The following is a 24,671-nucleotide window of genomic DNA, read 5'->3' as shown; positions in this document are numbered from 1 at the left end:
ATCGCCAGCACCGCCCCCAGCGCGGCGCTCGCCGAGACGCCCAGCAGGCCCGGCTCGGCCAGCGGGTTGCGCAGGTAGCCCTGCATCGCCGCCCCTGCAAGCCCCAGCGTGCCGCCGATCATCAGCGCCAGCAGCACCCGCGGCAGGCGGATTTCGCGCATGACCATGGGCAGCGGGCCATCGCCGCCGAGGAGCAGCGCGCGCAGGCTTTCGGGCAGCGTCACATCCGCCGGGCCGAGCGACAGTGAAGCTGCCGCCAGGGCCACCACCAGAAGCAGGAGGATCGCAAGGGCGCGGGTCATTCGGTCTCCGTTTCGAGGCTCTTGCGGAATCCCGAGAGCGCCTCGATGGCCTGCAGCACGAAGGGCGTGCCGCAGATCCAGTCGGTGCCGGTATTGGCGGTGGCGGCATGGGCGGCGCGCAGGCGGCGAACGACGGGGTGCATCAGGATCTCCTCCGAGCGCGAGGCGCCGGGGTAGGGGCGGGCGGTGATCAGCGCCTCGGGTTCGGCCAAGGCCAGCGCCTCGAGCGGTAGCTGGCCGCCGCCCCGTGCCCCGGCGATATTGTCGAAGCCGGCGGCAAGCAGGATTTCCCCCGCAAGCGTCTGGTCGCCAGTGGTGTAACCATTGGCGTAGTAGAGCGCGGCAGAGGGGCGGCGGTCCACCTCTTCGCGCAGGGCGGCAAGGCGGGTTTCGAACGCGGCGATCAGTGCCTCGGCGCGCTCCTGCCGGCCCATCGCCGCACCCAGCGTGCGCAGCCGCGCCGGCACGTCCGCCAGCGCATGGGCGGGCTCGACCCGCAATACAGGCGTGCCGAGCCGCTCGAGCATCTGCGCCGCCGCCTGCGCGGTATAGCTGCCGACGACCACGAGATCGGGCTGCATCAGCCAGACTTCCTCGGCCTGCCCATGGTTGACCGGGTAGGCCATGGCCTCGTCGGCCATCGCCGAACTCATCGGGTCCCGCGCCAGTTTTGAAACCGAGACCAGCTGGCCGGGGGCCGCAAGCAGCATGGCCAACTGGTCGGTGCAGAGGTTCATCGACACGACGCGCGCCGGAGCCTCCTGCGCCACGGCCGGGGACAGGCCCGGAACCGCGAGCAGGGACAACAGCAGGATCAGCGCGCGCCGCAGCATCAGAAGCTCGCCCGGACGCCGAAATAGGCGGCGCGGTCCGAAGTGCCGTAGCCCTTCACCACCTGGTAGTCCTCGTCAAAGAGGTTTTCGACCCGCAGGTAGAGCTCGGCCTTATCGGTGAGCGCGTAGCGCAGGTTCATGTTGGCCACGGTGTAGTCGTCGAGATCGCCCGTGGAGTCGGTCAGCCCCGAGACATGCTGCACGGTGATCCCGGCGCGGAAGGCGTCTGTCACCTCGGCGTCGAGCGAGAGCGACAGGTCGCGCAGCGGCACTCGGATGAGCCGGTCCTTGGTCTGCGCATCCTCGCTGTCGGTCCATGTGTAAGCCCCAGCAAGCTCGATCCGGTCGGTCAGTTGCAGCCCGCCGGTCAGCTCAACGCCCTGCGTCCAGCTGTCGCCGTCGATCTGCACGTAACCTGGATAGTTGTAGTCGATGAGGTCGGTGATCTCGGTGCGGAACAGGGTCGCCCCGACAAAGCCGGTGCCGAAGCGCTGCTCGACGCCGAGCTCGTAGCTCACCGAGGTTTCGGGCTCGAGGTCCGGGTTGCCCGAGCCGGTCGAGTAGAGCTCGTAAGGAGAGGGCGCGCGGAAGCCGGTGCCGACGCTGGCACGCAGCGTGAGGTCGGGGTTCGGAAGGTAGGCCAGCGAGATCCGCCCGGTGGTCTTGCCGCCGAATTCGGAGTGGTCGTCATGGCGCAGGGCGGTGACCAGCTCCAGCTTTTCGTTCAGGTGCCAGTCGGCCTGTGCCCAGATGCCGAGAGTCTCGTAGTCGCCATCGCTGTCACCCCATGCGCTGAGAACCTCGAACTCCTCGCGCATATAGTCGGCGCCGAAGGTGAGGGTTGCGGCGCCGAGTTCGGTCTGGCCCTCGTAGCCGAGCCCGCGGCGCTGGCCGAGATACTCGGTATCCGACCCCTCGTAGGTGTCGGTGCGGTCGTTCTCGAAGATTTGCGCCGAGAATTCGTGGCTGACGGCGCCGGTCTCCACGCGCGCGAAGGCCCGCGCGCCATATTGCTCGCCCTCGACCTTCTCGTCATGTGTGACGCCGTCCATCGGGCCGAACTCGTCGTACTCGTGGGAGCTCTCTTCCCAGAAAGCCGCGCCGCCCACGGTCACCGTGTCAGTCAGCGCGTAATCGCCCGAGAAGCTGAGCCGAGTGGCCTCGTGGCCATCGGCCTCGTCGTTGCCGTCATCCTCGTCGGCGGCGGAATAGCCGTCGGTCTTGATGTAGCTCAGTGACGAGGCGAAGCTGCCGCGCGTGCCAAGGTAGCTGAGGTTGTAGCCCAGCTTGCGGGTATCATAGCTGCCGTATTCGGCTTCGACGCTCTGCGTCAGCCCTTCGTCGGTGGCGCGGTTGGTGGTGATGTTCACCACGCCGCCGATCGCCTCCGAGCCATAGAGCGCCGACTGCGAGCCCTTCAGCACCTCGATGCGGCTGATGCCGGCGGTGGTCAGCGTGCCGAAGTCGTACTGGATCTGCGGCGCCGAGGTGTCGGTGACGTCGATGCCGTCAACATAGACGCCGACATAGCGGCTCGAGAGGCCGCGAATGCGCATGTAGGTGAGCCCGCCGATGCCACCATAGCTCGAGACGCTGACGCCCGGCAGGCGGGCGAGGTAGTCGGCGAGCAGCGTCTCGCCGCTCTGCTCGAGGTCTTCCTTGGTCACGACTTCCACCGTCACGCCGCTGCGCGAAAGCTCGGTGCTCTCGCCGCGGTTGGCGCTGAGGGTGAGTGTGCCGAGGTCATAGTCGTCCTGCGCGAAGGCCGCGCCGCAGAGGCTGACTGCCGTAAGGGCAGTCGCGGCCCGCAGGCCGAATAGGTCAGGTCGCTTCATCGTCCCTTCTCCGTTTCTTATCTGTCGTCGGAAGGGAGTCCCCTGCCGCAGACGGTTAGCGTGATGCCACCTCTACGGAAGGTCCGTCGCCCGCGGCGCTCCCCGCGCCGGGACTGGGTGATCGGCTTCGGCAGGTCTCCTGACTCGCGGGTCATCGCTTGGCCGGGTCTTCCCGCCCCGAAAGGCAGTGACATGGTCCGGCGTCGCTCTCCGCCTACAGTTGCGGGGGCAGTCGCGGAGTTGGGCCGGGGCCCGCACCGCATTCCCTATTCACCGGGCGGCAGGCCGCCCGGAACCGAAGCAGGGACGGCATAGCGACTTGCCGCGCGCCGCGCAATGATCAGAAACGGTCGGGGATGTGGGGGGGCGGGTTCAGCTCCGCAGCCCGTCCACCACCGGCTGGCGCAGCACCACGGCGGCGGGCAGCAGCGAGAGCAGCAGGGCAAGCGAGACGAAGCCCGCCAGCAGGTGCAGCTCGGTCCAGCCGGGCAGGGCCGAGAGCGCGATATCGGTGCGAGCGCTCACCACGCGCGACAGCAGCTCCGCGGCGCCCCAGCCGACCGCCAGCCCAAGAAGCGCCCCGGCGAGCAGCAGCACCGCGCTGAACGCCCAGACCGTGGCAAAGACGAAGCGCCGCGGCGCGCCGAGCGCGCGCAGCAACGCAATTTGGCGGCGGAAGAGGCGGGTGAGGATGAAGAGCCCGGTGAGCACGCTCGCCGCCACCAGCCCCTGCGTGACCAGCGCCATGACCGACATCGCCTGCCGCACGTCGCCCATCACCCGGTAAAGCCCCGAGAGCACCGCGCCGGGGAAGAAGGCCATGGTCGCGCCGTCGCGGGTGAAGTCCGAGCGCAGCGCGTAATTGGCCCAGAGCTCCTTGGCGCGGACCACCACGGCGGGGGTGCCGGGGAAATACGCGGGGTCGAAGGGCGGGCCGATCCGCGCCTCGTGCTCCGGGGCGTGCCCGTTCGCGAGCCCGTGGATCTCCCAGACGTATTCGACGGGTATCAGGATCGCCCGGTCCCAGGGTGTGCCTGTAGGGGCCATGCGCCCGACCACGGTGAGTCCGTCGCCGTGGTCATGGTCCTCCGCCTCATGTGCATCCTTTGCGTCCGCCTCGTCATGGCTGCCGCCATGCGCCTCGGGGTCGGCGGCGTCGCCGGTGCCATGTGCGGGGGTGAAGCCCGCGCCGATCGCCAGCGGCACCAGCGCGCCGACCACCGCCTCGGCGTGATCTTCCCAGAGCCGCCCTTCAATCCGGTCCTCGGAAAGATGGCGCAGGAACTGCGGCGTGGTGCCGACCACCGGCGCGGTGCCGTAGCTGTCTCCGAAGGCCAGAGGCGCGGCGATGGAGACCTGCGGGTGTCCGGCGATCTCGGCATAGGCCGCGCCCGAGACCAGCCCCATGTCCGAGGGCTGCAGGAAGACCGAGGCGAAAAGCGCGGTCAGCTCGCTGCCCGGGGCGGCGACGATGAGGTCGAACTTGTCCGCCGCCTGCGCCGTGCCGCGGCGGAGGCCGCGCTCCTGCGCCAGCAGCCCGATGCCCATGCCGGTCGATATGGCGATGAGCAAAACGAAGAGCACAGCGCTCCAGCGAAAGCGTCCGAGGAAGCCGCGCAGCAATGGCCAGGGGGCGTAGCCGCGCAGGACCAAGAGCCCGGCCAGAAGCGCGGGAAGCAGCAGGAGCATAAGCAGCGCGATGTCCTGCGCCAGGGCCGGCAGCGCGTCCCAGATCAGGCGCATGTGCTCACCTCGTCGGCCACCAGTTTCCCGCCGGAGATGGTCAGCACCCGGTCCATGCGCTCCAACAGGGCCGCGTCGTGGCTAACTGCAATCAGTGTCGTGCCCTGGGCTCGGACCAGCCGCACGAGGTCGTCGATCAGCCGGTCGGCGTTGTCTCTGTCGAGGCTCGCGGTGGGCTCGTCGGCGAGCAGCACCGGCGCCTCGGCGGCCATGGCGCGGGCGATGGCGACGCGCTGGCGCTCGCCACCCGAGAAGCTGGTGACACCGCGGCCCATCTCGGTCAGCCCCAGCGCCTCGAGCCGGGCCTGCGCGCTGGCGCGGAGCGCCTTGCGCTCGGCGCGGGGGCGAAAGAGCGCGGTCAGCGCGGCGTTGTCGAGCGCGCCAAGCTCCTCGAAGAGCATGAAGTCCTGGAAGATCATGCCGATGGTCTCGGCGCGGAAGCGGGCGCGGCCTTCAGAGTCGAGCGTCACAAGGTCGGTTTTGCCCCAGCGCACCGCCCCCTCGGCGCGGTCGAGCAGCCCGGCGAGGGCGTAGAGCAGCGTGGTCTTGCCGGCGCCCGAGGCGCCGCGGATGCCGATCAACGCGCCGGGCGCGGCGTCGAGGGCAGGCAGGTCGAGCAGCAGGCGGCCGCGCGGGCTGTGCAGGCGCAGGTCCTTGACGTCGAGGGGCAGGCACATGGGCCGCTCAGCCGTAGGTCGCATCGACAAGCCGCATCATGCTGACGAAGCCGGTGGCGGGATCGGTGTAGGCGCCGAGTTCCAGCACGCCGCTGGTGACGATCTTCACGTTGAAGGGCCGCACCTCGACCACGCGCTTGGTGTAGACGGCGATGATGTCATTGGGCCATTCGGCCTCGGTCTCGCAGAAAGGACAGGTGGCCATGGGCATCTTGGTGAGCACGAAGAAGCGGCTCTCGGCCTTCAGGGGGGGGCGCCATGAAGCCTTCGATGTCGAGCCGCTGGCCGGCGCGCTGCTCGGCGAGCTCAGAAAGGCCGCGGCCCTTGGTCTGGTAGAGCTCGCGCAGCTTCAGCGCCTCGGCGTGGGCGGCGCTGGTCAGCAGGGGGGGTGGCGAGCGTGGAGGCAAGGAACGTGCGGCGGGTCAGCATGGGCAACCTATGGGTCGGAACGGCGACGGGGGCGGACAGCCCGCCCCCGGAAAGTCTGTCAGGAAAGGATCACTCGGCGGTGACGGCGTGGTTCATCACGTGGAAGATCACGTTCTGCTCGATGGTGCCGTCGAAGAGATGCGCCCAGGGGCCCTTGGCGTAGACCGCGACGTCCTCGCCCGAGTGGCTTTCCGACGACTTGGGGATCAGCGCCTGCTGCACGTAGTCGATGTCGGTGGCCTCTTCCTGGGTCAGCTCGGGGCGCGAACCGGAGTAGTCGTTCTCACCCTCGCCCTTGGTCAGCACCGAGCCGGCACCGTTCAAGTAGCCCACGACGGTGTAGGGCTTGCCGTCATCGGCCAGCACCAGATCGTCCGAATGCATCTCGCCGGTCTTGGCGACGTCGTAGCACAGGCCCTCGATCGGGGTGCCGCGGCCGCAATAGCCGTTGAAGGCGATGGAATGCTCGTGGTCGGCGGTGACGATGATCAGCGTGTCGGCGTCGTCGGTCAGCTCATCGGCCATCGCCACCGCATCGGCAAAGGCCATGCCGTCGATCATCGTGCGCTTGGCATTGCCTGCGTGGTTGGCGTGGTCGACCCGGCCGGCCTCGATCTCGAGGTAGTAGCCGTTCTCGTTGTTGCTCAGGTACTCGATGGCGGCCTTGGTCATCTCGGCGAGCGAGGGCTCGTCCTCCTCGGCGCGGTCGGCCTCGTATTCCATGTGGCTGTCGTTGAAGAGCGCCAGCACCGGGGCCGAGCCGTCGAGGTTCAGGCCGTTGAAGGTCTCGGTGTTCCAGGCGTATTGCGCGCCCATGCCGGTGGCTGCCTCGATCAGGTTGGCGCCGTCCGGGCGGTGGCCCTTGCCGCCCTCGTCGAGCGTGACCTCGGTGCCCGCGAAGTAGCGGCGACCGCCGCCCATGGCCAGATCGACGACGCCCGCCTGCATTTGGTCGATGAGTTGGCTGGCGATGTCCTTCTGGGCGGTGCAGCCCTCGGGAACCTCGTCTTCCCAGTTGCGGTTGGCGGTCTTGGCGTAGACACCTGCCGGGGTGGCGTGGGTCAGGCGCGCGGTCGAGATGACGCCGACCGATTTGTCCATGCCGGTGACGATCTCGGCAAAGGTGGTCAGCTCGTTGCCGGCCACGGTCGCGCAATCGTCATGGATCGCATCGCCGCCGAGGTTGATCAGGTTGAAGCGCTGCTTCACGCCGGTGTTCATCGCGCCCGCGGTCGGGGCCGAGTCCGGGGTCTGGGCGTTGATGTTGTAGGTCTTCACCAGCGCGCTGTGATAGCCGGGCTCCTCGTAGGGCAGCACGTGTTCTTCGCCGAGCTTGCCTTGCTGCTGACCGGCGTAGAGGCGGGTGGCGTAATTGGTGCCGACGCCGTTGCCGTCGGCGACGAGCAGGATGACGTTCTTGGCGCGGCCGGTGTTCGTTTCGCGGTCGATGATGGCCTGGATGGCCTCCTGACCGGCGGTGAACCAGGCATCATTGGCCTGCGGGATGTCCTGCGCGGCGGCACCGCCTGCGGCAAGGATAAGGGCGAGCGAGGTGGTGGAGAAGATCGTTTTCACGACAGGGAAGCTCCGAAGTCTGAAGGGCGGGGCCCGTTGCACGGTTGAGGGTGTCGGGGGCTTCAGACAGGAGGAGGATAACAGCGGCGTGATGGTTTCATGACACCTCTGCGACAGTTTGCGCGGGCCGCGGGCCGGGGATGCACAGCTGTGCAGGCAGGAGCCCGCGCTGCCGGTTCTATTGGAAGAAGTACTGCGCGTAGATCGGGGCGCAGCCGGCCCCGAGCGCGCGGGCATTGGCGCCGACGCGGGCCGCCTCGGGGCGGGGCGGCAGCATGCCGCGCGTGTCGAGCTGCGCCAGCGCCTGCCGGGTGCGCGCCACGACGCGGGTGCGCACGTCGGGGGGGCATGGCACCGTCGATCAGCGCCACCTCGAAGTCCAGAACCGAGCCGATCGAGCGGATTGCATGGGCGAGGGCATCTCCGGTGCGTTCAACCCAGGGGCCGATCTGCCGCTCGAAGGCGCGCCAGTCCTGCGGCTGCGTCCAGAGCGCCGTGGTGTCGAGCCCGTCCGCCGCGATGGCGGCCTCGAGCGGGTGCAGCGAGGCGGCATCGATCAGCGGCAGTTCACCGCCGCCGGGGGCGGGCACCCGCAGCGAGCCGAAGGCACCGGCGTTGTTCTGCGCGCCGACGGTGACACTGGAGCTCAGCACCACGCCGCCGCCGATGAAGGAGCCGATGAAGAAATACGCGTAATCGGCGAACTCGCGTCCCCGCCCGAACACATGCTCGGCGCGGCAGGCGGCGGTGCCGTCGTTCTCGGTGAAGAGCGGAAGGTCGCTGAGCCTGGCCACTTCCTGCGTCACGTCGATCTCGGCCCAGATGCTGAAGTCGATGGGGGCCCCGAGCACGTCGGTCCAGCTCCAGATTTCCGAGGGTGCGGCGATGCCGATGCCGCAGAGCCGCTCGCGCTGGTAGGGGGTGAGTGATTGGGTCAGCTCCGCTATGCCGCCCTCGAGATAGGTGAAAATCTCAGTGGGCATCGGGTAGGGATAGGTGGTCTGCGACGCGCCCAGCACCTCGCCCATCAGGTTCATCACCACGAGGTCCGCCGAGCGCCGGCCAATCTTCAGCCCGAAGGAGAGCGCCGCATCGGGGTTCAGCGCCATCGGCACCGAGGGCTTGCCCACCCGCCCGCGTGTCGGCTCGCGGCGCAGCAGGAACTCCTCGGCCTCGAGCTTGCGCAGGATGTTCGACACGGTCTGTGCCGAGAGCCCGGTGTGCTTGGCGATGTCGCTGCCGGGCAGGGCGCCGTGGCGCTGGATCATCGACAGGATCAGCCGCTCGTTATGCGCCCGCACGCCAAGCTGGTTGGCGCCGTCGCTGAGCTTCCTGACCTCCTGTCCGATCTCCTGCGTGTGCATGCCGTCTTCCCCCTTCCGACGCGGACCACATTACCGCCCGGCGTTAATAAATCAATTTTATTTATTTATTGACGCAAGGTCAGAATCGCCAGTATCAACATGGGCAATCCGTTGGAGGACGGAGGTTTCACGGGATGGCCCCGCGAGGCGACCCCATGACACGACAGGGAGGAGGAGACCCCATGAAGAAGCTGATTTCCGTCAGCGCATTTGCGCTGCTCGCATCGACCCTCGGCGCTCATGCCCAGGACGGCGGCAGCGCCTGCCTGATCACCAAGACCGACACCAACCCGTTCTTCGTGAAGATGCGCGAAGGCGCGGCGGCCAAGGCCGAGGAACTGGGCATGACGCTCAACTCCTACGCGGGCAAGGTGGATGGCGACAACGAGAGCCAGGTGGCCGCGATCGAGACCTGTATCGCGAATGGCGCGGACGGCATCCTGATCACCGCCTCCAGTACCTCGGCGATCGTGCCCTCGGTGCAGCAGGCGCGCGACGCGGGGATCCTTGTGATCGCGCTCGACACGCCGCTCGACCCGATCGACGCGGCCGATATGACCTTTGCCACCGATAACTTCCTTGCAGGCGAGTTGATCGGCCAATGGGCCGCCGCCAAGCTCGGCGATGCCGCGGCGGATGCGCGGGTGGCCTTCCTCGACCTGGACGTCAGCCAGCCTACCGTCGGCGTGCTGCGCGATCAGGGCTTCATGCAGGGCTTCGGCATCGACCTCGCCGACCGCAACAAGTGGGGCGACGAGGACGATAGCCGCATCGTCGGCCACGACGTGACCCAGGGCAACGAGGAGGGTGGGCGCAAGGCGATGGAAAACTTGCTCGCCACCGACCCGATGATCAACGTCGTCTACACGATCAACGAGCCCGCCGCCGCAGGCGCCTATGAGGCGCTGAAGGCCATCGGGCGCGAGAACGACGTGCTCATCGTCTCGGTCGATGGCGGCTGCCCGGGCGTGCAGAACATCGCCGACGGGGTGATCGGGGCGACCTCGCAGCAATACCCGCTGCTGATGGCGTCCAAGGGTATCGAGGCGATTGCCGCCTTTGCCAAGGACGGCAGCAAGCCCGAGGCCACCGAGGGCAAGAACTTCTTCGACACCGGCGTGAAGCTGGTCACCGACCAGCCGGTCGAGGGCGTGGAGTCGATCTCGGTCGACGAGGGCAAGGACCTCTGCTGGGGCTGACACCCGCAACAAGGGCCCGCGCCGCGCGGCGGGGCGGGCCTTTCTGAAGATACCGCAACCTGCGCGGACCATGGCCGGTGAGGGGCCGAGCCGCGCGCGTGAGAGGAGGGCGCGACATGGCCGAAGCGGACAGGTACGAAGACGTTGTCCGAACCCGGAGCGACGAGAAATTCGCCGAGTTCGAGGACACGGGAAAGGGGCTCTGGGGACGGTTCCACGAGCTCCTGCACACCACCCCGGCCATCGTGCCGCTGATCGTGTTGCTGGCGGCCTGCATCGTCTTCGGGCTGATCCTCGGCTCGAAGTTCTTCTCGCCCTTCGCGCTGACGCTGATCCTGCAGCAGGTGCAGATCGTCGGCGTGCTGGCGGCAGCGCAGGCGCTGATCATCCTGACCGCGGGGATCGATCTCTCTGTCGGAGCGGTGGCGGTGCTCTGCTCGGTGATCATGGGGCAGTTCACCTTCCGCTACGGGGTGCCGGCGGTGCTGTCGGTGCCCATCGGGCTGGCCTGCGGCACAGCGATCGGTGCGGTGAACGGCTGGCTGGTGAGCAAGGTGAAGCTGCCACCCTTCATCGTCACCCTGGGTATGTGGCAGATCGTGCTGGCGGTGAACTACCTATACTCCGCCAACGAGACGATCCGCGCCCAGGACATCGAGGCGCAGGCGCCCTTCCTGCAGTTCCTCGGCACCAAGTTCAACCTGGGCGGCGCGGTCTTCACCTTCGGCGTGGTGCTGATGCTGATCGTGGTGCTGGTGCTGGCCTACGTGTTGCGATCGACTGCCTGGGGCCGCCACGTCTACGCCGTCGGCGATGATCCCGAGGCGGCGCAACTTGCCGGCGTCGACCGCCACAGGACCATCATGTCGGTCTACATGCTGGTGGGCTTCATCTGCGGCCTCGCCGGCTGGGTGATGATTGGCCGCTTTGGCTCGGTCTCGCCCTCGGCCACGACCGGCGTCATCGGCAATATCCAGGCGATCACCGCCGTGGTGATCGGGGGCATCTCGCTCTTCGGCGGGCGCGGCTCGATCCTCGGGGCTTTCTTCGGGGCGCTGATCGTCGGCGTCTTCGAGCTGGGGCTGCGCATGGCCGGGGCCGACCCGCAATGGACCTATCTTCTTATCGGCGTGCTGATCATCGCCGCCGTGACCGTGGACCAATGGATCAGAAAGGTGACGGCATGAGCAAGGACACGCAGGGCACCCCCGTTCTCGAAGCTCGCGGCCTCGTCAAGCGCTACGGCAAGGTGACCGCCCTCGATCACTGCGACTTCGACCTGCAACCCGGCGAGATCCTCGCGGTGATCGGCGACAACGGCGCGGGCAAGTCCACCCTGATCAAGGCGCTCTCGGGGGCGATCCAGCCCAACGCCGGGGAGATCCTGCTCGAGGGCAGGCCGGTCTCCTTCGCCTCGCCCAACGACGCCCGGGCCGAGGGGATCGAGACCGTCTACCAGACCCTCGCCATGTCGCCGGCACTGTCGATCGCCGACAACATGTTCATGGGGCGCGAGCTGCGCATGCCGGGGTTGATGGGGCAGGTCTTCCGCAAGCTCGACCGCAAACGGATGGAGGATTTTTCGCGCCAGAAGCTTTCCGAGCTGGGTCTGATGACCATCCAGAACATCAACCAGCCGGTCGAGACGCTCTCGGGTGGCCAGCGCCAGGGCGTGGCGGTGGCGCGGGCGGCGGCCTTCGGCTCGCGGGTGGTGATCCTCGACGAGCCCACGGCGGCGCTTGGCGTGAAGGAGAGCCGGCGGGTGCTCGACCTCATTCAGGAGGTGCGGGCGCGGGGCATCCCGATCATCCTGATCTCGCACAATATGCCGCATGTCTTCGAGGTCGCCGACCGGGTGCACATCCACCGCCTCGGCAAGCGGCTCTGCGTGATCGATCCCAAGGACCACACGATGTCCGACGCCGTGGCCTACATGACCGGCGCCTCGGTGCCGGAAGGGGTAGCGGAGCCGGCATAGCGCACGCGCCAGGCGCGATGATGGAGGGCGGTTGGCGGCGAGGCTGTCAACCGCCAATTCGCGTTTTGATTGTACGAATTTCCAAGATGCACCTTATAAATGTTCGAATGTCGCCGATTTGTCTTTATTTCGAACAATGATTCTCGGAGAGACCCAAGATTTTTAACGGCCTGCCTGCTTCAGGCGTAAGCGCCAAGGCGCATGCCGGTATTTCCGTCTCGGACCCTGTAAGAATGAGGGCGTTTCAGCCATTTCTGAAGTGCTTGCCGCAAAGCGGCATTCCAGGTGCCTCTAGCAGCGGGCCGGGCAAGAGCCTGCGTGTGCCTGCCTTTTGTCCGCTCAGAATTCATGATGCGTTTATGGGCGGAAGGATGCAGGTAACGCAATGAATTGTATATATATTCCCCAAAATGCCCAAGGAGCGAACTGCACGTGTTGGAAATGTTCCACGGCCCTCAAAATGCCTGCGGAAGGCCGAATGTGTTCCTAAAAAGTTAAAAACCTATTGCAAGAAGGTCGCTCTATGGTAACACTTTACGGACGTGCATTGCCCTTTTTTTTGGGCGTGGGGTCTAACCTCTAGCGCGTTGTGTCTTACCTATTTGTGCCGATTTCATTTTTAGCTCTCACATTCTGGATCATTGCTGCGGCCCGACCATTTCATTCGCCGCGTTCTGAAACATCCCAAGGTTTGGCGGTATCCGGTTTTTCGGGTGCGTCTCGATTTTTTCCGGTTCGCTGAATTCGGATGAATTGACCCAAGCAATATCGCTCGGCCATGCGGCCGAAATTCTTTTTGCGCCCTTTTTGGCCTTCGCGCCGGAGGGCGGCTTCATTCGTGCGCCCTGGCGCAAAGTCCATTTTTCCGGGCCTTGAAGAGTGCTCGTAGTCTCTGGGGGAGGTTTGACATGCCGATCGATACCATTTTCATTCAGGGTGAAGCGCTCATCACGGACACGGTCGATGAACTGACCGGAGCGGATGCCAACGTAGCCCGCACCCGGAGCGGCAATCAGGAAGCTGCCGGTATCGGCAGCAGCTCCTCCACCACCAACACCGGACTTCCCAATTACGACGAATATGGCCTGCGCCCGGACTACACCGGAGACGGAGATGAAGCCACCTGGGGCTACTACGACATCAACGGCAATGACACCGGTGCGCAGGCTTCGACCACCTTCGATGCTGTTGCGGGAACATATGAAATCACCCTCCGCATTGCCAACGGGAACTCGAACGCGCGACCGATCTCGATCACGGTCGATGGCGTCACCTACGCGATCACCGATACAAGAACGGGCCAATTCTACTTTTGGGAAACCCGCACGGTCGAAGTGACGCTCTCGGGCAGCGGCACGCACGACTTGGTCATCAACCAGACAAGCACCGCCGGCTCCCCTAACATCGACGCGATTGCCATCCACGACGTTGGCGTGACCCCGAACTTCTCGCTCCCGACGTTCGAGTCCGAGGCCTCCTTCGTGGTTGCCGACGGAAGCATGTCTGTGGGCTCGGTGCTGGCCACCGACATTGCCAACGACACCTCGGCCGATGCCCCCTCCCGTCCGGGCATGACCTATGCGATCGCCGGGGGCGATGATGCCGCGGCCTTCACCATCGACGCGGCCACCGGTGCGCTGTCGCTGATTGCCGATGCGGATTTCGACGCACAGGCAAGCTATGCGGTCACCGTCTCGGCCACCGATGCCGAAGGCGGGGTGACCGAGCAGGCGCTGACCGTTTCCGTCGTGCCGCCCTTCGCGCCGATCTATCTCGGCGTGGATGACATCGAAGTTCTCGATCCTGTGGGCACCGGCACGCTCAAGCGCACCGTTGACGAGAATCCCGAGTCCGGGGCCGTTGAAGGCGGCACGGGCGACAACACTGGCCCCGAGGACGAAGGCAATCTTTTCGACGATTTCGGCCTGCGCCACAATTACAGCGGCAGCGGATATATCGATATCAACGGCACCACCGTCGGGGATCGGCTGAGCTTCACCTTCGACGCTCCCGCCGGCACCTATGACATCACTGTGCGCTATGCCAACGGGTCGGATGGGCAGAACCGGCCGATCTCGCTGGCTGTCGACGGCGGCGATGCACAGACGCTGACAAACACCAATACCGGCGACTGGAGCACATGGGCCAGCCACAGCTTCACGGTGACCGTGGGCGATGGCACCCATACCGTCGTTCTCGCCCAGACCGGCACGCAGGGTGCGCCCAACATCGACGCGGTGGCCATCGCGCTCCCCGGCGCCCCGATCAGCTTCGCCGCGCCCGAGATCCTGTCGGCCGCCGCGTTCGAGATTGCCGAGAATTCCACCGAGATCGGTCAGGTGGAGGTGGACGACCCCGAGCTCTCGGATCTCGACCCCGACCTGCTGACCTATACGCTGACCGGCGACGATGCCGACAAGGTCGAAGTCAGCGCCACGGGCCTTCTGACCCTCAAGGACCCTGCCGACTTCGAGAGCAGAACCGACGCCGACCTCGACGGCATCTTCGAGGTCACCCTCGAGGTCTCCGACGGCGTGCGCAGCGTGACGCAGGAGCTGTCGATCACCGTCACCGATGTCGAACCCGAACTCCCCTCTCCGACCATCGCGCCGATCGTGCTGCAGAGCGAAAGTGGGGTCATCCCCGACGGCGCAAGCACCTTCCACCGGGTGCAGAACGACCCGACCACCGCTGAAAGCGCCGGCAACCTGCCGCAGGACCTGTACGGCCTGCGCGAAGGGTATAGTGGCTTTGGCTACACCGACTTCGATGGCGCCGGGGCGGATGGCGACGAACTCATCACCTGGACCGTGACCGTCGCCGAGACCGGACTTTATGATCTGCACATCCGCTATGCCTCTGTGGAATCGACGCAGACCGACCGGCCGCTCGCGGTTCTGGTCAATGGCGCCGACGCGGTGGGCGGCACCATCGGCTTCCCCGAGCGCGACGGCTTTGACACCTGGGTGGTGCGCGCGCCGGTGCAGATCGCGCTGCAGGCCGGTGAGAACAGCCTGACCTTCGCGATCCCCTCGGGGGTGAGCAACGGGCCCAACATTGACGCCATCGCGATTACCAGCGTCGGCGACACGCCTGCCTTCCCGGCCACAAACTCCGCGCCCGAGTTCGACACCACCGCTGATGCCGTCTCGATCGCCGAGAATTCCACCGAGGTTGCCGTGGGTCTTACCGCCACCGATGGCGAGGGCGATGCGCTCAGCTACGAGTTGACCGGCGACGATGCGGCGCTCTTCGAGTTCAATGAAACCACCGGTGCTCTGGACTTCGTGACCGCCCCCGATTTCGAGGCCCCGTCGGACGTCGGCGCGGACAACGTCTACAACGTGACCCTGACCACCAGCGACGGTGTGCTGACCAAGTCGCAGAACATCTCCGTCACCGTCACCGACGTGGTCGAGGCGACGCAGCCCAATTCCATCGCCCTCGACGCCAGCGCGGTCGCCGAGAATGCGGCGGGCGCGGTGATCGGCACGCTCTCGGCGGTCGATCCCGACGGCGACGATGCCGCCATCACCTTCAGCGTCGATCCGGCCTCGGATTTCGAGGTCGTGGGCGGCCAGCTGAAGCTGAAGGACGGCGTAGCGCTGGACTTCGAGGCCACGCCTTCGGTCGATGTGGCAATCACCGCCACCGACGCGGCGAATGAGACCACCACCACCACGCTGACCATCACCGTCGGCGACGTGGACGAAGCCCCCTCGCAGCCGCAGATCACCGGCCTTGCGGTCGACTCCGGCGTCGCCGGCGCGATCATCGGCACGGTCTCCTCGGTCGATCCCGAGGGCACGGCGGTCTCCTTCACGGTCGATGACGCGCGCTTCCAGATCGACGGCGACGACCAGCTCACCCTGCGTCCGGGCGAGAGCCTCGACTTCGGCTCCGAGCCGACGGTGAGCGTCGAGGTCACCGCCTTCGACGATACCGGACAGCAATCCACCCAGACCTTCGTGATCACGGTGAACGATCCCGGCGCGAGCTTCGAGCCCATCGTGATCGAGGCCGAGGATGAGACCCAGGCCGTGCTGACCATCCTCGACAATGACGCGAATACCAATGACACCCAGATCCGCGACCCGGAGAACCCGGAGTCGAATGTCAACCTGGTCAACGGGTTGCGCCCGGGCTTCAGCGGCGACGGCTATCTCGATTTCGGTGACACGCCGGGCGATGCGATCACCTTCACGGTAACCGTCGCGGCCGGCGGCGACTATGATTTCAACGTGCGCTATGCCTCGAACACCGGGCGTCCGCTCGACCTCTCGGTCAACGGCGTCGGTGCGGGATCTCTGCCCTTCGCGAGCACCGATCCGGATGGCACCGGCCCCGAGGAGGGCTTCGATCACTGGCTCTTCGAGACCACCACCGTGACGCTCGTCGCGGGCAGCAACACGATTTCTCTGGCGATCCCTGCGGGCGCCAACACCGGTCCCAACGTCGACCGCATCGAGATCACCGAGGCAGGCACCGGCCCGATCCCCGAGCCGGACACCACCGCCGACGAGGGCGGTGATCTTGCCGCGGCGCCCGAGGCCACAACCATCGCGCCCGCCGGGCTCGGCGCGGTCGACTTCGCGCTGGCCGGGGTGGATGACGACATTACGCTGATCGAGGTCTCCACCGACGGCGGCGCCAGCTTCCAGACGGTGACCCCCGTGGGCGATAGCGTCACGCTCGATCTCTCGGCCTTCGCCGCCGAGACCTCTCTGACGGTGATCTTCCGCGTGACCGACGATGCGGAGAACACCGCCGAGACCTCCGCCGCCATCACCATCGGAGACGCGCCCGAGGCCTTCTCGACCACGATCCAGCTCGAGAACCGCGACGGTTCGATCATCATCCTCGACGACACCGGCACCGGCGAAGGGGATGTGGCCTCCACCCAGTTCCGCGATGCAAGCAACATCGAGGGGGTGACCGCCGACCGGCCCGAGGGCATCTGGTCGGGCTACACCGGCACCGGCTATCTCGACATGGGCAGCGACATCGGCGACGCGGTGCAATTCGACGTGACCGTGCCCGAGGCGGGCACCTACACGATGAGCTTCCGCTACGCCAACGCCTCGCCCACCATGCCCAGCCGGCCGATGGATCTGCAGGTCAATGGCCAGACGGTGACCGTGCCCTTCGGCATGACACCCGATTGGGACGTCTGGGAGGACCTCGAGGTCGAGGTGACCCTGCTCGCAGGCGCCAACACGGTGACGCTGGCCAACACCGTGGCGAACGGCCCCAACATCGACAGCGTCACGATCTTCAACGACGTGACCCCACCGCCGACCCCCTCGGAACCCGGGGTGCGCGAGACCATCCGCATCAACTTCCAGGATGGCAGCACACCGGTCGACCCCGACTACCTCGTCGGCAATTTCACCGACTACGGGCTGCAGTCCAACGGGCTCACTTACGGCTTTGTCACCGAGGACTCGGCGCTCGACGCCGATGGCACGACCAATACGCCTACCGGATCGACCTTCCCGGACATCGCGATCAACGAGCGCTCGGGCTCCGGCACCTTGCCCGATGACGGCTCGCTGCCCACCGAGAAGCTCAGCGTCAATTTCAATACCATGGACCCCCGTCTGACCGGCTACGCGCATTTCGATCTCAGCAGCTTCCCCGAGCGCACCGCCTGGGAGATCGAGCTCGAGAACGGCTGGTACGAGGTCACGGTCTCGGTCGGCGACACCGGCGGCGCCAACGACAGCGACAACCGGCTCTTCGTTGAAGGCGCGCTTGTCACCGAATGGAGCAGTACCTCGGCCTTCAAGACCGAACTTCTGACCACGCTGGCGCATGTGCAGGACGGCCATCTTACCCTCTCGGCACAGGGCGGCTCCATCACCGAGATGCAATATCTCGAGATCCGCGCGCTGCCGGACCTCACCCCGGGGGACGGCAACGAGGCCCCCGACGACTATGCCGCCTTCATCAACCCGCGCGCGGTCTCGACCGATGGCGAGGTGGAACTTGGCATCCATGACGGCGTCCTGCCCACCGACATCGATCCGACCTCGGACATCGTGCTCGGCGTCAGTGTCGTGGACGGTCGCGGCGGCGTGCTGCTCGAAAGCCTCGAAGACGGCTCGATCCGTATCTACGAGACACTGACCGGGCTCGAGGTGGCCTACAACGCCAACACGACGGGCGGCTTCGACTCCGTCACCATTGCACCGGTGACCGACCTCAAGCCCTACACCAGCTACACCGTGGTCATCGACGGCTTCCGCGACCGGGGCGACAACGATGACAGCGCGGCGCTGACCCGCGAGTTCCAGAAGTTCACCACCACCTTCACCACCGGCGCCGCGCCGCTGGTCGAGGCGCGCGAGGTGGCCTTCGTCGACACAGTCGAGCTGAGTTCGAACCCGATGCTCGGCGAGAGCTACACCTCGATCGAGATGTCGCCGGACAAGCAGTTCCTCTATGTCACCTCGATCACCGGCTCGATCACCCGCTGGGCGGTGAATGCGGACGGCTCGCTCGATGACGCGAGCAAGGAAGTCTATACTCCGCTCGGCGATTTCGTGGTCGGCGCCGAGCGGCGCGGGATCATCGGCATCGCCTTCGATCCCGAGGATGAGAACACCATCTGGATCACCGACAACTACCCGATCCCGCTCAACGGTCGGTCGAACTCGGTGCCGGACTTCTCGGGTCGTATTTCCAAGGTCACACTCGGCGACGGTGGCTCGCTCGAGGATGCGACCATCGAGACCTATATCACCGGCCTGCCGCGCTCGAACGGCGACCACGTGACCAACAGCCTCGAGTTCCGCCTCAACCCCGACTACGTGCCGGGTGGCGACGAGCCGCAGTACCTGCTCTATCTCACCCAGGGGTCGAACTCGGCCATGGGCGAGCCGGACAGCGCCTGGGGCAACCGGCCCGAGCGTCTGCTCAATGCGGCGATCCTCGAGATCGACCGCTCCCGAGAGGCACCGGAAGGCGGCTTTGACGTCTCCACCGAGCCGCTGCCCGCGGACGGGCAGAACCGCCGCTATGCCGACACCGACAATGACCTCAAGAACGGGGGCATCGCGATCACCGACGGCATCTACGTCGGCAACTACCTGCATTTCGACGAGAACGGCGTGGCGGAGGTGCGCACCGGCGAGGATGCCTCGTCCGAGCTGATCGTGCGTTACTACGATCCCTTCGCCGAGGACGCGGTGCTCAGCATCTTCGCCGAGGGCAACCGCAACGCCTATGACCTCGTGTGGCACAGCAACGGCTATCTCTACGTGCCAACCAATGGCTCGGCCGCCGGCGGCAACGTGCCCGACGATCCCTCGACCCCCGAGGACGAGAGCATCAACAACGTCGGGCTGCAGGCCGACTACCTGTTCCGCATGGTCGAGGATGGCTACTATGGCCACCCCAACCCGCTGCGCGACCGGTACATCCTGAACGGCGCCAACCCGACCTCCGGCACCGATCCCAACCAGGTGGGCAACTACCCGGTCGGCACGGATCCCGATCCCGATTACGATCTGGAAGGGGCCTACAACCTCGGCAACAACCGCTCGCCCAACGGTGCCATCGAGTACATGAGCGCCATCTTCGGCACCTCGCTGCAGCACGCGGTGATCTTCACCCAGTATTCCTCGGGCGACAACTTGCGGGCGGTGCTGCTGAACGAGGACGGCACTGTTGCAGAGGATTTCATCCTCACCGACGTCAACGGCAACGAGATCAATTACGTTGACCCCCTCGACGTGATCGAGGGCGCCGACGGGCGGCTCTACATGCTCACCCTCAACCGGGCCAACGGCGTCAGCCAGATCATCCGGCTCGAGGCGGCCCCGGGCGGCGAGGTCGAGGACACCACCGCCGACGAAGGCGGCAACCTCGGGCTGCTGGTGATCAGCGCCGCAGACGCCTCCTCGGTGCTGTTCCAGGTGGTCGGGCTCGACCCCGACATCCAGAGCCTCACCATCAGCTTCGACGGCGGTCCCGCGCAGGCGGTGACGCTCGACGCGCAGAACCGTTTCAGCCTCGACCTCAGCGGCCAGACCGAGCAGGTCTCGGCGACGCTGACCGTCAATGACGACGACGGCAACAGCGCCTCGACCAGCACCAGCTTCACCCCGGGCGACAGCGCCAGCGGCAACTTCATCGACGCCAGCGCCTTCACCGTGCTCGATACCGACGATGGCACACTGATCCGTCTGCTGAGCGATCCCAGCACCCACGAAGCGGGCGGCGGGACCTACGACACCAACGGCGACGGGATGAACGACGGCTACACCGGCGCCGGCTATCTCGACATGAACGGCGGGGCCGAGGACAAGGCGTCCTTTGTCTACGACGCGCCGAGCGCGGGTTCCTACACGCTGACCTTCCGCATGGCCAACGGCTCGGGCACTCCGCGCCCCGTTGCGATCATCGCGGGCATCCAGACGGTGCAGATCCCCACCACCGAGACCGGCAGCTTCGCCACCTGGCAGGAGTTCTCGGTCACGCTCGACCTCTCCGAGGGGCCGAACACGGTTGTGATCGAGCAGCTTGCCAGCAATGGCGGGCCGAACATCGACAGCGTGGCGGTGATCGCCAACGTGCCCTCCGCGCCGAATGACGGCAGCGAGACGGTGGGAGGCGTCACCTACATCAAGTACGAGGCCGAGAACGCGGTGCTCGACGGGGCGGTGGTCGCGGACGACAACCGCAACCAGAGCGGTGACTTCGTCGACTTCGACGGCACCGGCACGCAGAGCATCACCTGGACGGTCTCGGTCACCGAGGCGGGCATCTACGGCATCGACATTCTCTATGCGCTCGCCACCACCAAGGCGGCGCGCCCGGCCTCGCTCTTCGTCAACGGCGTCGATCAGGGCATTCTCGCCTTTGACCCCAACAGCTCGGCCGCCGAGGACGTCTGGGGACCGCAGAGTGCGCAGATTTCTCTGAACCCGGGGCTCAACACGATCTCGATCAGCGTGCCTGACGCGAATGGCGCCAATATCGACTACCTGCGCGTCTCCGAAGCGCCCGTGGACACCTTCGTACCCGCCTATGCGGCGATCGACGGCGAAGGGCGGATCGAGCTCGAAGCCACCGACGACACCACCCGCACGCTCGGTGCCACGCAGGTGGAGTTCTACTTCACCGTCTCGGAGGACGACACCTACGCGCTCGATCTCGCGGCCAACGCGGGGGCGCCGAATGGGGCCGGGTTGACGGTCTTCCTCAGTGCCAACGGCGCCCAGCCGGTCGAGATCGGCGACATCGCCTTCCCCGGGGAGGGGGACGCGGGCGAGACCTCGGCCTATGTCGAGCTGCTCGCCGGGGTGCAGTACAAGCTGACGGTCCTTTCGGACCAGGCAGGGGCCAGCTCGCTTGACTATCTCGACGTGCGCCCGGCTCCGGGCAACGACAATGCCGACATCGAGATCCAGAGCAACGATGCGGCCTATTTCGACAACCGGCTGCACTTCTCCTGGATCGATGACCCGGATGCGAAGGCGGAAACGGACCGCGACTACAAGGAGAATGCGACCGTCACCATCTCGAACTCCGGCACCGAACCGCTGGAGGTCCTCGATGCCACGATCACCGGCCCGTTCGAGCTGGCCAATCCCAACATCTTCGACGGGCTGATCCTCGCGGCGGGGCAGTCGATCAACGTCGAGGTGCTTTTCGATCGCTCCGCATATACGGCGGGCGGCGGCAATGTCAGCGGGGTCTTCAAGGGCGCGCTCGACATCCGCACCAATGACGCCGACACCCCGGTGGCGAGGGTCGATCTCGCCGGTTTCTGGCAATCGCAGGACGAGAACGGGCAGGAGCCGAACATCAACGAGGTCTGGGACGTCTTCGGCTTCGGCAACGAGATCTCGGGCCTCAGCTATTCCTCCGGCGGTGGCGGCGGGGTGCTGGACTTCTTCGATCTCTACCTCTCCTCCGATGAGACCGAGGTGCTGTCTCCCTACTGGCGGATCGCCGAAGGGGTGACCGAGGCGCGGATTACCCAGATCGCGGCCTTCCACAGCCCGTCCGGCGCGAGCATCCGCTTCCATGCGCCGGGTGACACCGGCTCCGACGTGGGCATGACCAGCCACATCAGCTCCAACAACCAGAGTCTCCTGCCGCTGAGCAGCAGCAGTGGTGCCTTTGCGACGCGGGTGTTCACCGCGGCGGATATTCCCGACGGCTGGGCGGGCAATGACCTCTTCGGGATCGAGATCAACAACCAGTCGACCGATCCCCGCCTCAACCCGACCGGCGAAGAAGTTCCGACGCAGGCACAGCTCGACGCACGCTATCCCGGCGCGGGCTACACGGTGGTGAGCGGGCAGGTCTTCGATGCGGAGGGCAACGAGGTCTCCGACGGCTATACGGTCCGCATGTTCCAGGCGGTGGACGAGGACGGCAACGTCATCGAGAATGTCTTCCTCGGCGTGATGGACTACACGGGCATCAACTACGACTACAACGACAACATGTTCGTCATCGAGGGTGTGGCGCCGGTCTACTACGGGGCGGTGACCACCATCGAGGGGCTCGACGATGCGGCGGCGGACGACCGGCTGGTCTTCTCGCGGATCGACAACCCCGCCAATGGTGACCAGGCCTTCCGGGACACCGCGGTGCTGACCATCACCAATGATGGCATCAGCAACCTGACCATCGACGACCTCGCGGTGAGCGGAAACTTCACTATCAGCGGTCTGACCGAGGGGCAGGTGATCGCCCCCGGTGCATCGGCGCAACTCACGGTCACCTTCATCGGCATCGACCCGAACGACGACGACCAGGCCACGGCCCACGAGGGTACGCTGACCATCGGCAGCAATGGCGAGGTGCGGCAGATCGCGCTCGCCGGCCTCGCCCAAATCCAGTCCGAGGGCGGCGAGGAGCCAACCGTCGCGCAGATTGTGCAGGCCTTCGGCTACTCGACCGACGTGGCGCAGGGACTCCTGTCCAACGGTGGCGTGGTCGAGACGGTGGGCGACGAGGTGCTGCTTCCCTATCTGCAGCGGCTCGACGACAGCAAGCCGATCGAGGTGATCCAGCTTGCCGCCTACCTGAGCGCGGGTGTCAGCCGCCTCAGCCTGCATGACGTCTCCAACGGCGCGCTGACAGAGCTCTATGCGCAGGACGACAACCAGTACCAGACCCTGCTGCCGGACGGGCTCATCTCGGGAGCGGGTGCGCAATCGGGCGTGGCACGGGCCAGCATCGACAGCGACGATCCCTTCGGGTTGCGGGTGACGGTGGACGGTCGTCCCACCTTCTCGGCCTGGAGCGATCCCGACGCCAACGTGGCGGATGAAATCTACGACATCTCGCCGCCGAACGAGGGCCACTACATCCGCTTCTTCCAGGCCAAGGACGCGCTCGGCAACGTCATCGAGGGCACCTTTATCGGCATCCAGGATTATCCCGGCGGGTCGAACTTCGACTACAACGACCACATGTTCCTCATCACCAACGTGCAGGGCTACGAGCTCTCTGCGGAGGAGGACGCGAATGGCGACGGGATCAACGATGCGCTGGTGACCGACAGCGACCTCGACGGCACGCCGGACTTCTTCGACGCCGACAGCAGCCCCGCCCCGGTGCAGGAGGCCTATCCGGGTCCGGCCCCGGTGCTCGACGACAGTCTCACCGTGCTCGCCGCGAACTTCGACAGCGGCGGTCAGGGCATCTCGTGGAACGACGATCCGGGCCGCGACGGAACCCATCCGCTGCGGGCGGACACCGACGTGGAACTTGTCGGCTCGACCAATGACATCGGCTACATCCAGTCCGGCGAATGGGTCGAATACACCATCGACGTGGCACAGGCGGGCAGCTACGCGCTGAGCGTCAACGCCAAGACCCCGATTGGAGGAAACTCGGTGGTCGTCACCCTCGAGGACGGCACGCCGCTCGCCACCTTCGCGCTGCCGGACAGCAACGGCACCTCGAATACCTTCAGCGGTACGGTCTTCGCGGCGACGGCAGCGACCAACGTCTCGCTGGCGGCCGGGCTGCAGACCCTGCGCTTCACCTTCGAGGGGGCACCGGCGTCGAACGGCTACATCCTCGACTTCCGCTCCTTCTCGCTGGAGCAGGTCTCGGTCGACCCCGAGCCCGAGGACAACGTGGCACCGGTGGTCGATGCGGTGATTGCCGCCGACATCACCGTCGCCGGGGCGGCCACGGCGAGCGTCGTGGTGACCTTCAGCGACGATGTGGCGCTCGATGCCTCGAGCATCGATGTGAGCGACATCACCGTGACCGGACCGAGCGGACCGCTCACCGTCACCGGTGTCAGCCTGGATGCCGCCGGCAACGGCAGCCCGCGCAGCGCGACCTATACGGTGGCGGCGCCGGGCGGCAGCTGGGACACCGCCGACAACGGTGCCTACACGGTGGCGCTGCAGGCGGGGCAGGTGCTCGACACCAGCGGCAACGCGGTGGCGGCGAACGGCGCGCTGACCAGCTTCGACGTCACGGTGCCGGACAGCCCGCCGCCCGAGGACAACGTGGTACCGGTGGTCGATGCGGTGATCGCCGCCGACATCACCGTCGCCGGGGCGGCCACGGCGAGCGTCGTGGTGACCTTCAGCGACGATGTGGCGCTCGATGCCTCGAGCATCGATGTGAGCGACATCACCGTGACCGGACCGAGCGGACCGCTCACCGTCACCGGTGTCAGCCTGGATGCCGCCGGCAACGGCAGCCCGCGCAGCGCGACCTATACGGTGGCGGCGCCGGGCGGCAGCTGGGA

At 66.4% G+C, this 24,671-nt stretch carries 13 protein-coding genes and 1 riboswitch; of the genes, 4 read left to right on the top strand and 9 right to left on the bottom strand.

The window, feature by feature from the left end:
- From CLG85_RS23490 to CLG85_RS23455, 8 genes are all read right to left on the bottom strand, one after another.
- A partial coding sequence (locus CLG85_RS23490) for an iron chelate uptake ABC transporter family permease subunit (protein WP_260350137.1) occupies nucleotides 1–302 on the bottom strand: 302 nt, incomplete at its 3' end.
- Complete coding sequence (locus CLG85_RS23485) at nucleotides 299–1,135, bottom strand: ABC transporter substrate-binding protein (RefSeq protein ID WP_260350136.1); 837 nt, start codon at nucleotides 1,133–1,135, stop codon at nucleotides 299–301. The genes CLG85_RS23485 and CLG85_RS23490, both read right to left, overlap by 4 nt.
- Nucleotides 1,135–2,970 carry a TonB-dependent receptor plug domain-containing protein gene (locus CLG85_RS23480; protein WP_095884134.1) on the bottom strand — a complete coding sequence of 612 codons (1,836 nt, stop codon included), beginning with the start codon at nucleotides 2,968–2,970 and terminating at the stop codon, nucleotides 1,135–1,137. Before CLG85_RS23480 ends, CLG85_RS23485 begins: the two co-directional genes overlap by 1 nt.
- A 112-nt stretch (nucleotides 2,971–3,082) precedes the next feature.
- Nucleotides 3,083–3,285, bottom strand: a riboswitch (cobalamin riboswitch).
- 57 nt (nucleotides 3,286–3,342) lie between these two features.
- Complete coding sequence (locus CLG85_RS23475; RefSeq protein ID WP_095884135.1) at nucleotides 3,343–4,713, bottom strand: FtsX-like permease family protein; 1,371 nt, start codon at nucleotides 4,711–4,713, stop codon at nucleotides 3,343–3,345.
- Nucleotides 4,704–5,390 (bottom strand): ABC transporter ATP-binding protein, encoded by a 687-nt coding sequence (locus CLG85_RS23470; protein ID WP_260350135.1) that lies wholly within the window; start codon nucleotides 5,388–5,390, stop codon nucleotides 4,704–4,706. The genes CLG85_RS23475 and CLG85_RS23470 overlap by 10 nt, the downstream gene beginning before the upstream one ends.
- A 7-nt stretch (nucleotides 5,391–5,397) precedes the next feature.
- Complete coding sequence (locus CLG85_RS23465; protein ID WP_260350134.1) at nucleotides 5,398–5,613, bottom strand: hypothetical protein; 216 nt, start codon at nucleotides 5,611–5,613, stop codon at nucleotides 5,398–5,400.
- A gap of 275 nt (nucleotides 5,614–5,888) precedes the next feature.
- On the bottom strand, nucleotides 5,889–7,394 hold the full coding sequence (locus CLG85_RS23460) for an alkaline phosphatase (RefSeq protein ID WP_095883101.1): 1,506 nt from the start codon (nucleotides 7,392–7,394) through the stop codon (nucleotides 5,889–5,891).
- A 62-nt stretch (nucleotides 7,395–7,456) separates the two neighbouring features.
- Nucleotides 7,457–8,758, bottom strand: a complete 1,302-nt coding sequence (locus CLG85_RS23455; protein WP_311735031.1) for an ROK family transcriptional regulator — start codon at nucleotides 8,756–8,758, stop codon at nucleotides 7,457–7,459.
- A 182-nt stretch (nucleotides 8,759–8,940) separates the two neighbouring features.
- Between CLG85_RS23455 and CLG85_RS23450 the strand changes: the two genes are divergently transcribed.
- The 3 genes from CLG85_RS23450 (at nucleotide 8,941) to CLG85_RS23440 (ending at nucleotide 11,935) form a co-directional block, all read left to right on the top strand.
- Nucleotides 8,941–9,957 carry a sugar ABC transporter substrate-binding protein gene (locus CLG85_RS23450; RefSeq protein WP_095882550.1) on the top strand — a complete coding sequence of 339 codons (1,017 nt, stop codon included), beginning with the start codon at nucleotides 8,941–8,943 and terminating at the stop codon, nucleotides 9,955–9,957.
- 116 nt (nucleotides 9,958–10,073) lie between these two features.
- Nucleotides 10,074–11,144, top strand: a complete 1,071-nt coding sequence (locus tag CLG85_RS23445) for an ABC transporter permease (protein WP_095882551.1) — start codon at nucleotides 10,074–10,076, stop codon at nucleotides 11,142–11,144.
- A complete protein-coding gene (locus CLG85_RS23440; RefSeq protein ID WP_095882552.1) occupies nucleotides 11,141–11,935 on the top strand; it encodes an ATP-binding cassette domain-containing protein in 795 nt (264 codons plus the stop codon). Before CLG85_RS23445 ends, CLG85_RS23440 begins: the two co-directional genes overlap by 4 nt.
- A 638-nt stretch (nucleotides 11,936–12,573) precedes the next feature.
- Here the strand turns inward: CLG85_RS23440 and CLG85_RS23435 are convergent.
- A complete protein-coding gene (locus CLG85_RS23435) occupies nucleotides 12,574–12,771 on the bottom strand; it encodes a hypothetical protein (RefSeq protein WP_141244565.1) in 198 nt (65 codons plus the stop codon).
- A gap of 72 nt (nucleotides 12,772–12,843) precedes the next feature.
- On the opposite strand from CLG85_RS23435, the gene CLG85_RS23430 reads away from it, so the two are divergent.
- The coding region (locus tag CLG85_RS23430) for a carbohydrate-binding protein (protein WP_260350133.1) at nucleotides 12,844–24,671 on the top strand (11,828 nt) is incomplete at its 3' end.

Origin of the sequence: Alloyangia mangrovi, from assembly GCF_002300555.2 — a bacterium.
Taxonomy (GTDB): Bacteria; Pseudomonadota; Alphaproteobacteria; order Rhodobacterales; family Rhodobacteraceae; genus Salipiger; species Salipiger mangrovi.
Note: the sequence above shows the minus strand (reverse complement) of the source record. Positions and strands in the feature narration are given on the sequence as shown.

What these genes read in the sequence shown, in the direction of transcription:
- CLG85_RS23485 (WP_260350136.1), bottom strand. Translation starts at nt 1,135, where the DNA reads ATGCTGCGGCGCGCGCTGATCCTGCTGTTGTCCCTGCTCGCGGTTCCG.
- CLG85_RS23480 (WP_095884134.1), bottom strand. Translation starts at nt 2,970, where the DNA reads ATGAAGCGACCTGACCTATTCGGCCTGCGGGCCGCGACTGCCCTTACG.
- CLG85_RS23475 (WP_095884135.1), bottom strand. Translation starts at nt 4,713, where the DNA reads ATGCGCCTGATCTGGGACGCGCTGCCGGCCCTGGCGCAGGACATCGCG.
- CLG85_RS23470 (WP_260350135.1), bottom strand. Translation starts at nt 5,390, where the DNA reads ATGTGCCTGCCCCTCGACGTCAAGGACCTGCGCCTGCACAGCCCGCGC.
- CLG85_RS23455 (WP_311735031.1), bottom strand. Translation starts at nt 8,758, where the DNA reads ATGCACACGCAGGAGATCGGACAGGAGGTCAGGAAGCTCAGCGACGGC.
- CLG85_RS23450 (WP_095882550.1), top strand. Translation starts at nt 8,941, where the DNA reads ATGAAGAAGCTGATTTCCGTCAGCGCATTTGCGCTGCTCGCATCGACC.
- CLG85_RS23445 (WP_095882551.1), top strand. Translation starts at nt 10,074, where the DNA reads ATGGCCGAAGCGGACAGGTACGAAGACGTTGTCCGAACCCGGAGCGAC.
- CLG85_RS23440 (WP_095882552.1), top strand. Translation starts at nt 11,141, where the DNA reads ATGAGCAAGGACACGCAGGGCACCCCCGTTCTCGAAGCTCGCGGCCTC.
- CLG85_RS23435 (WP_141244565.1), bottom strand. Translation starts at nt 12,771, where the DNA reads ATGAAGCCGCCCTCCGGCGCGAAGGCCAAAAAGGGCGCAAAAAGAATT.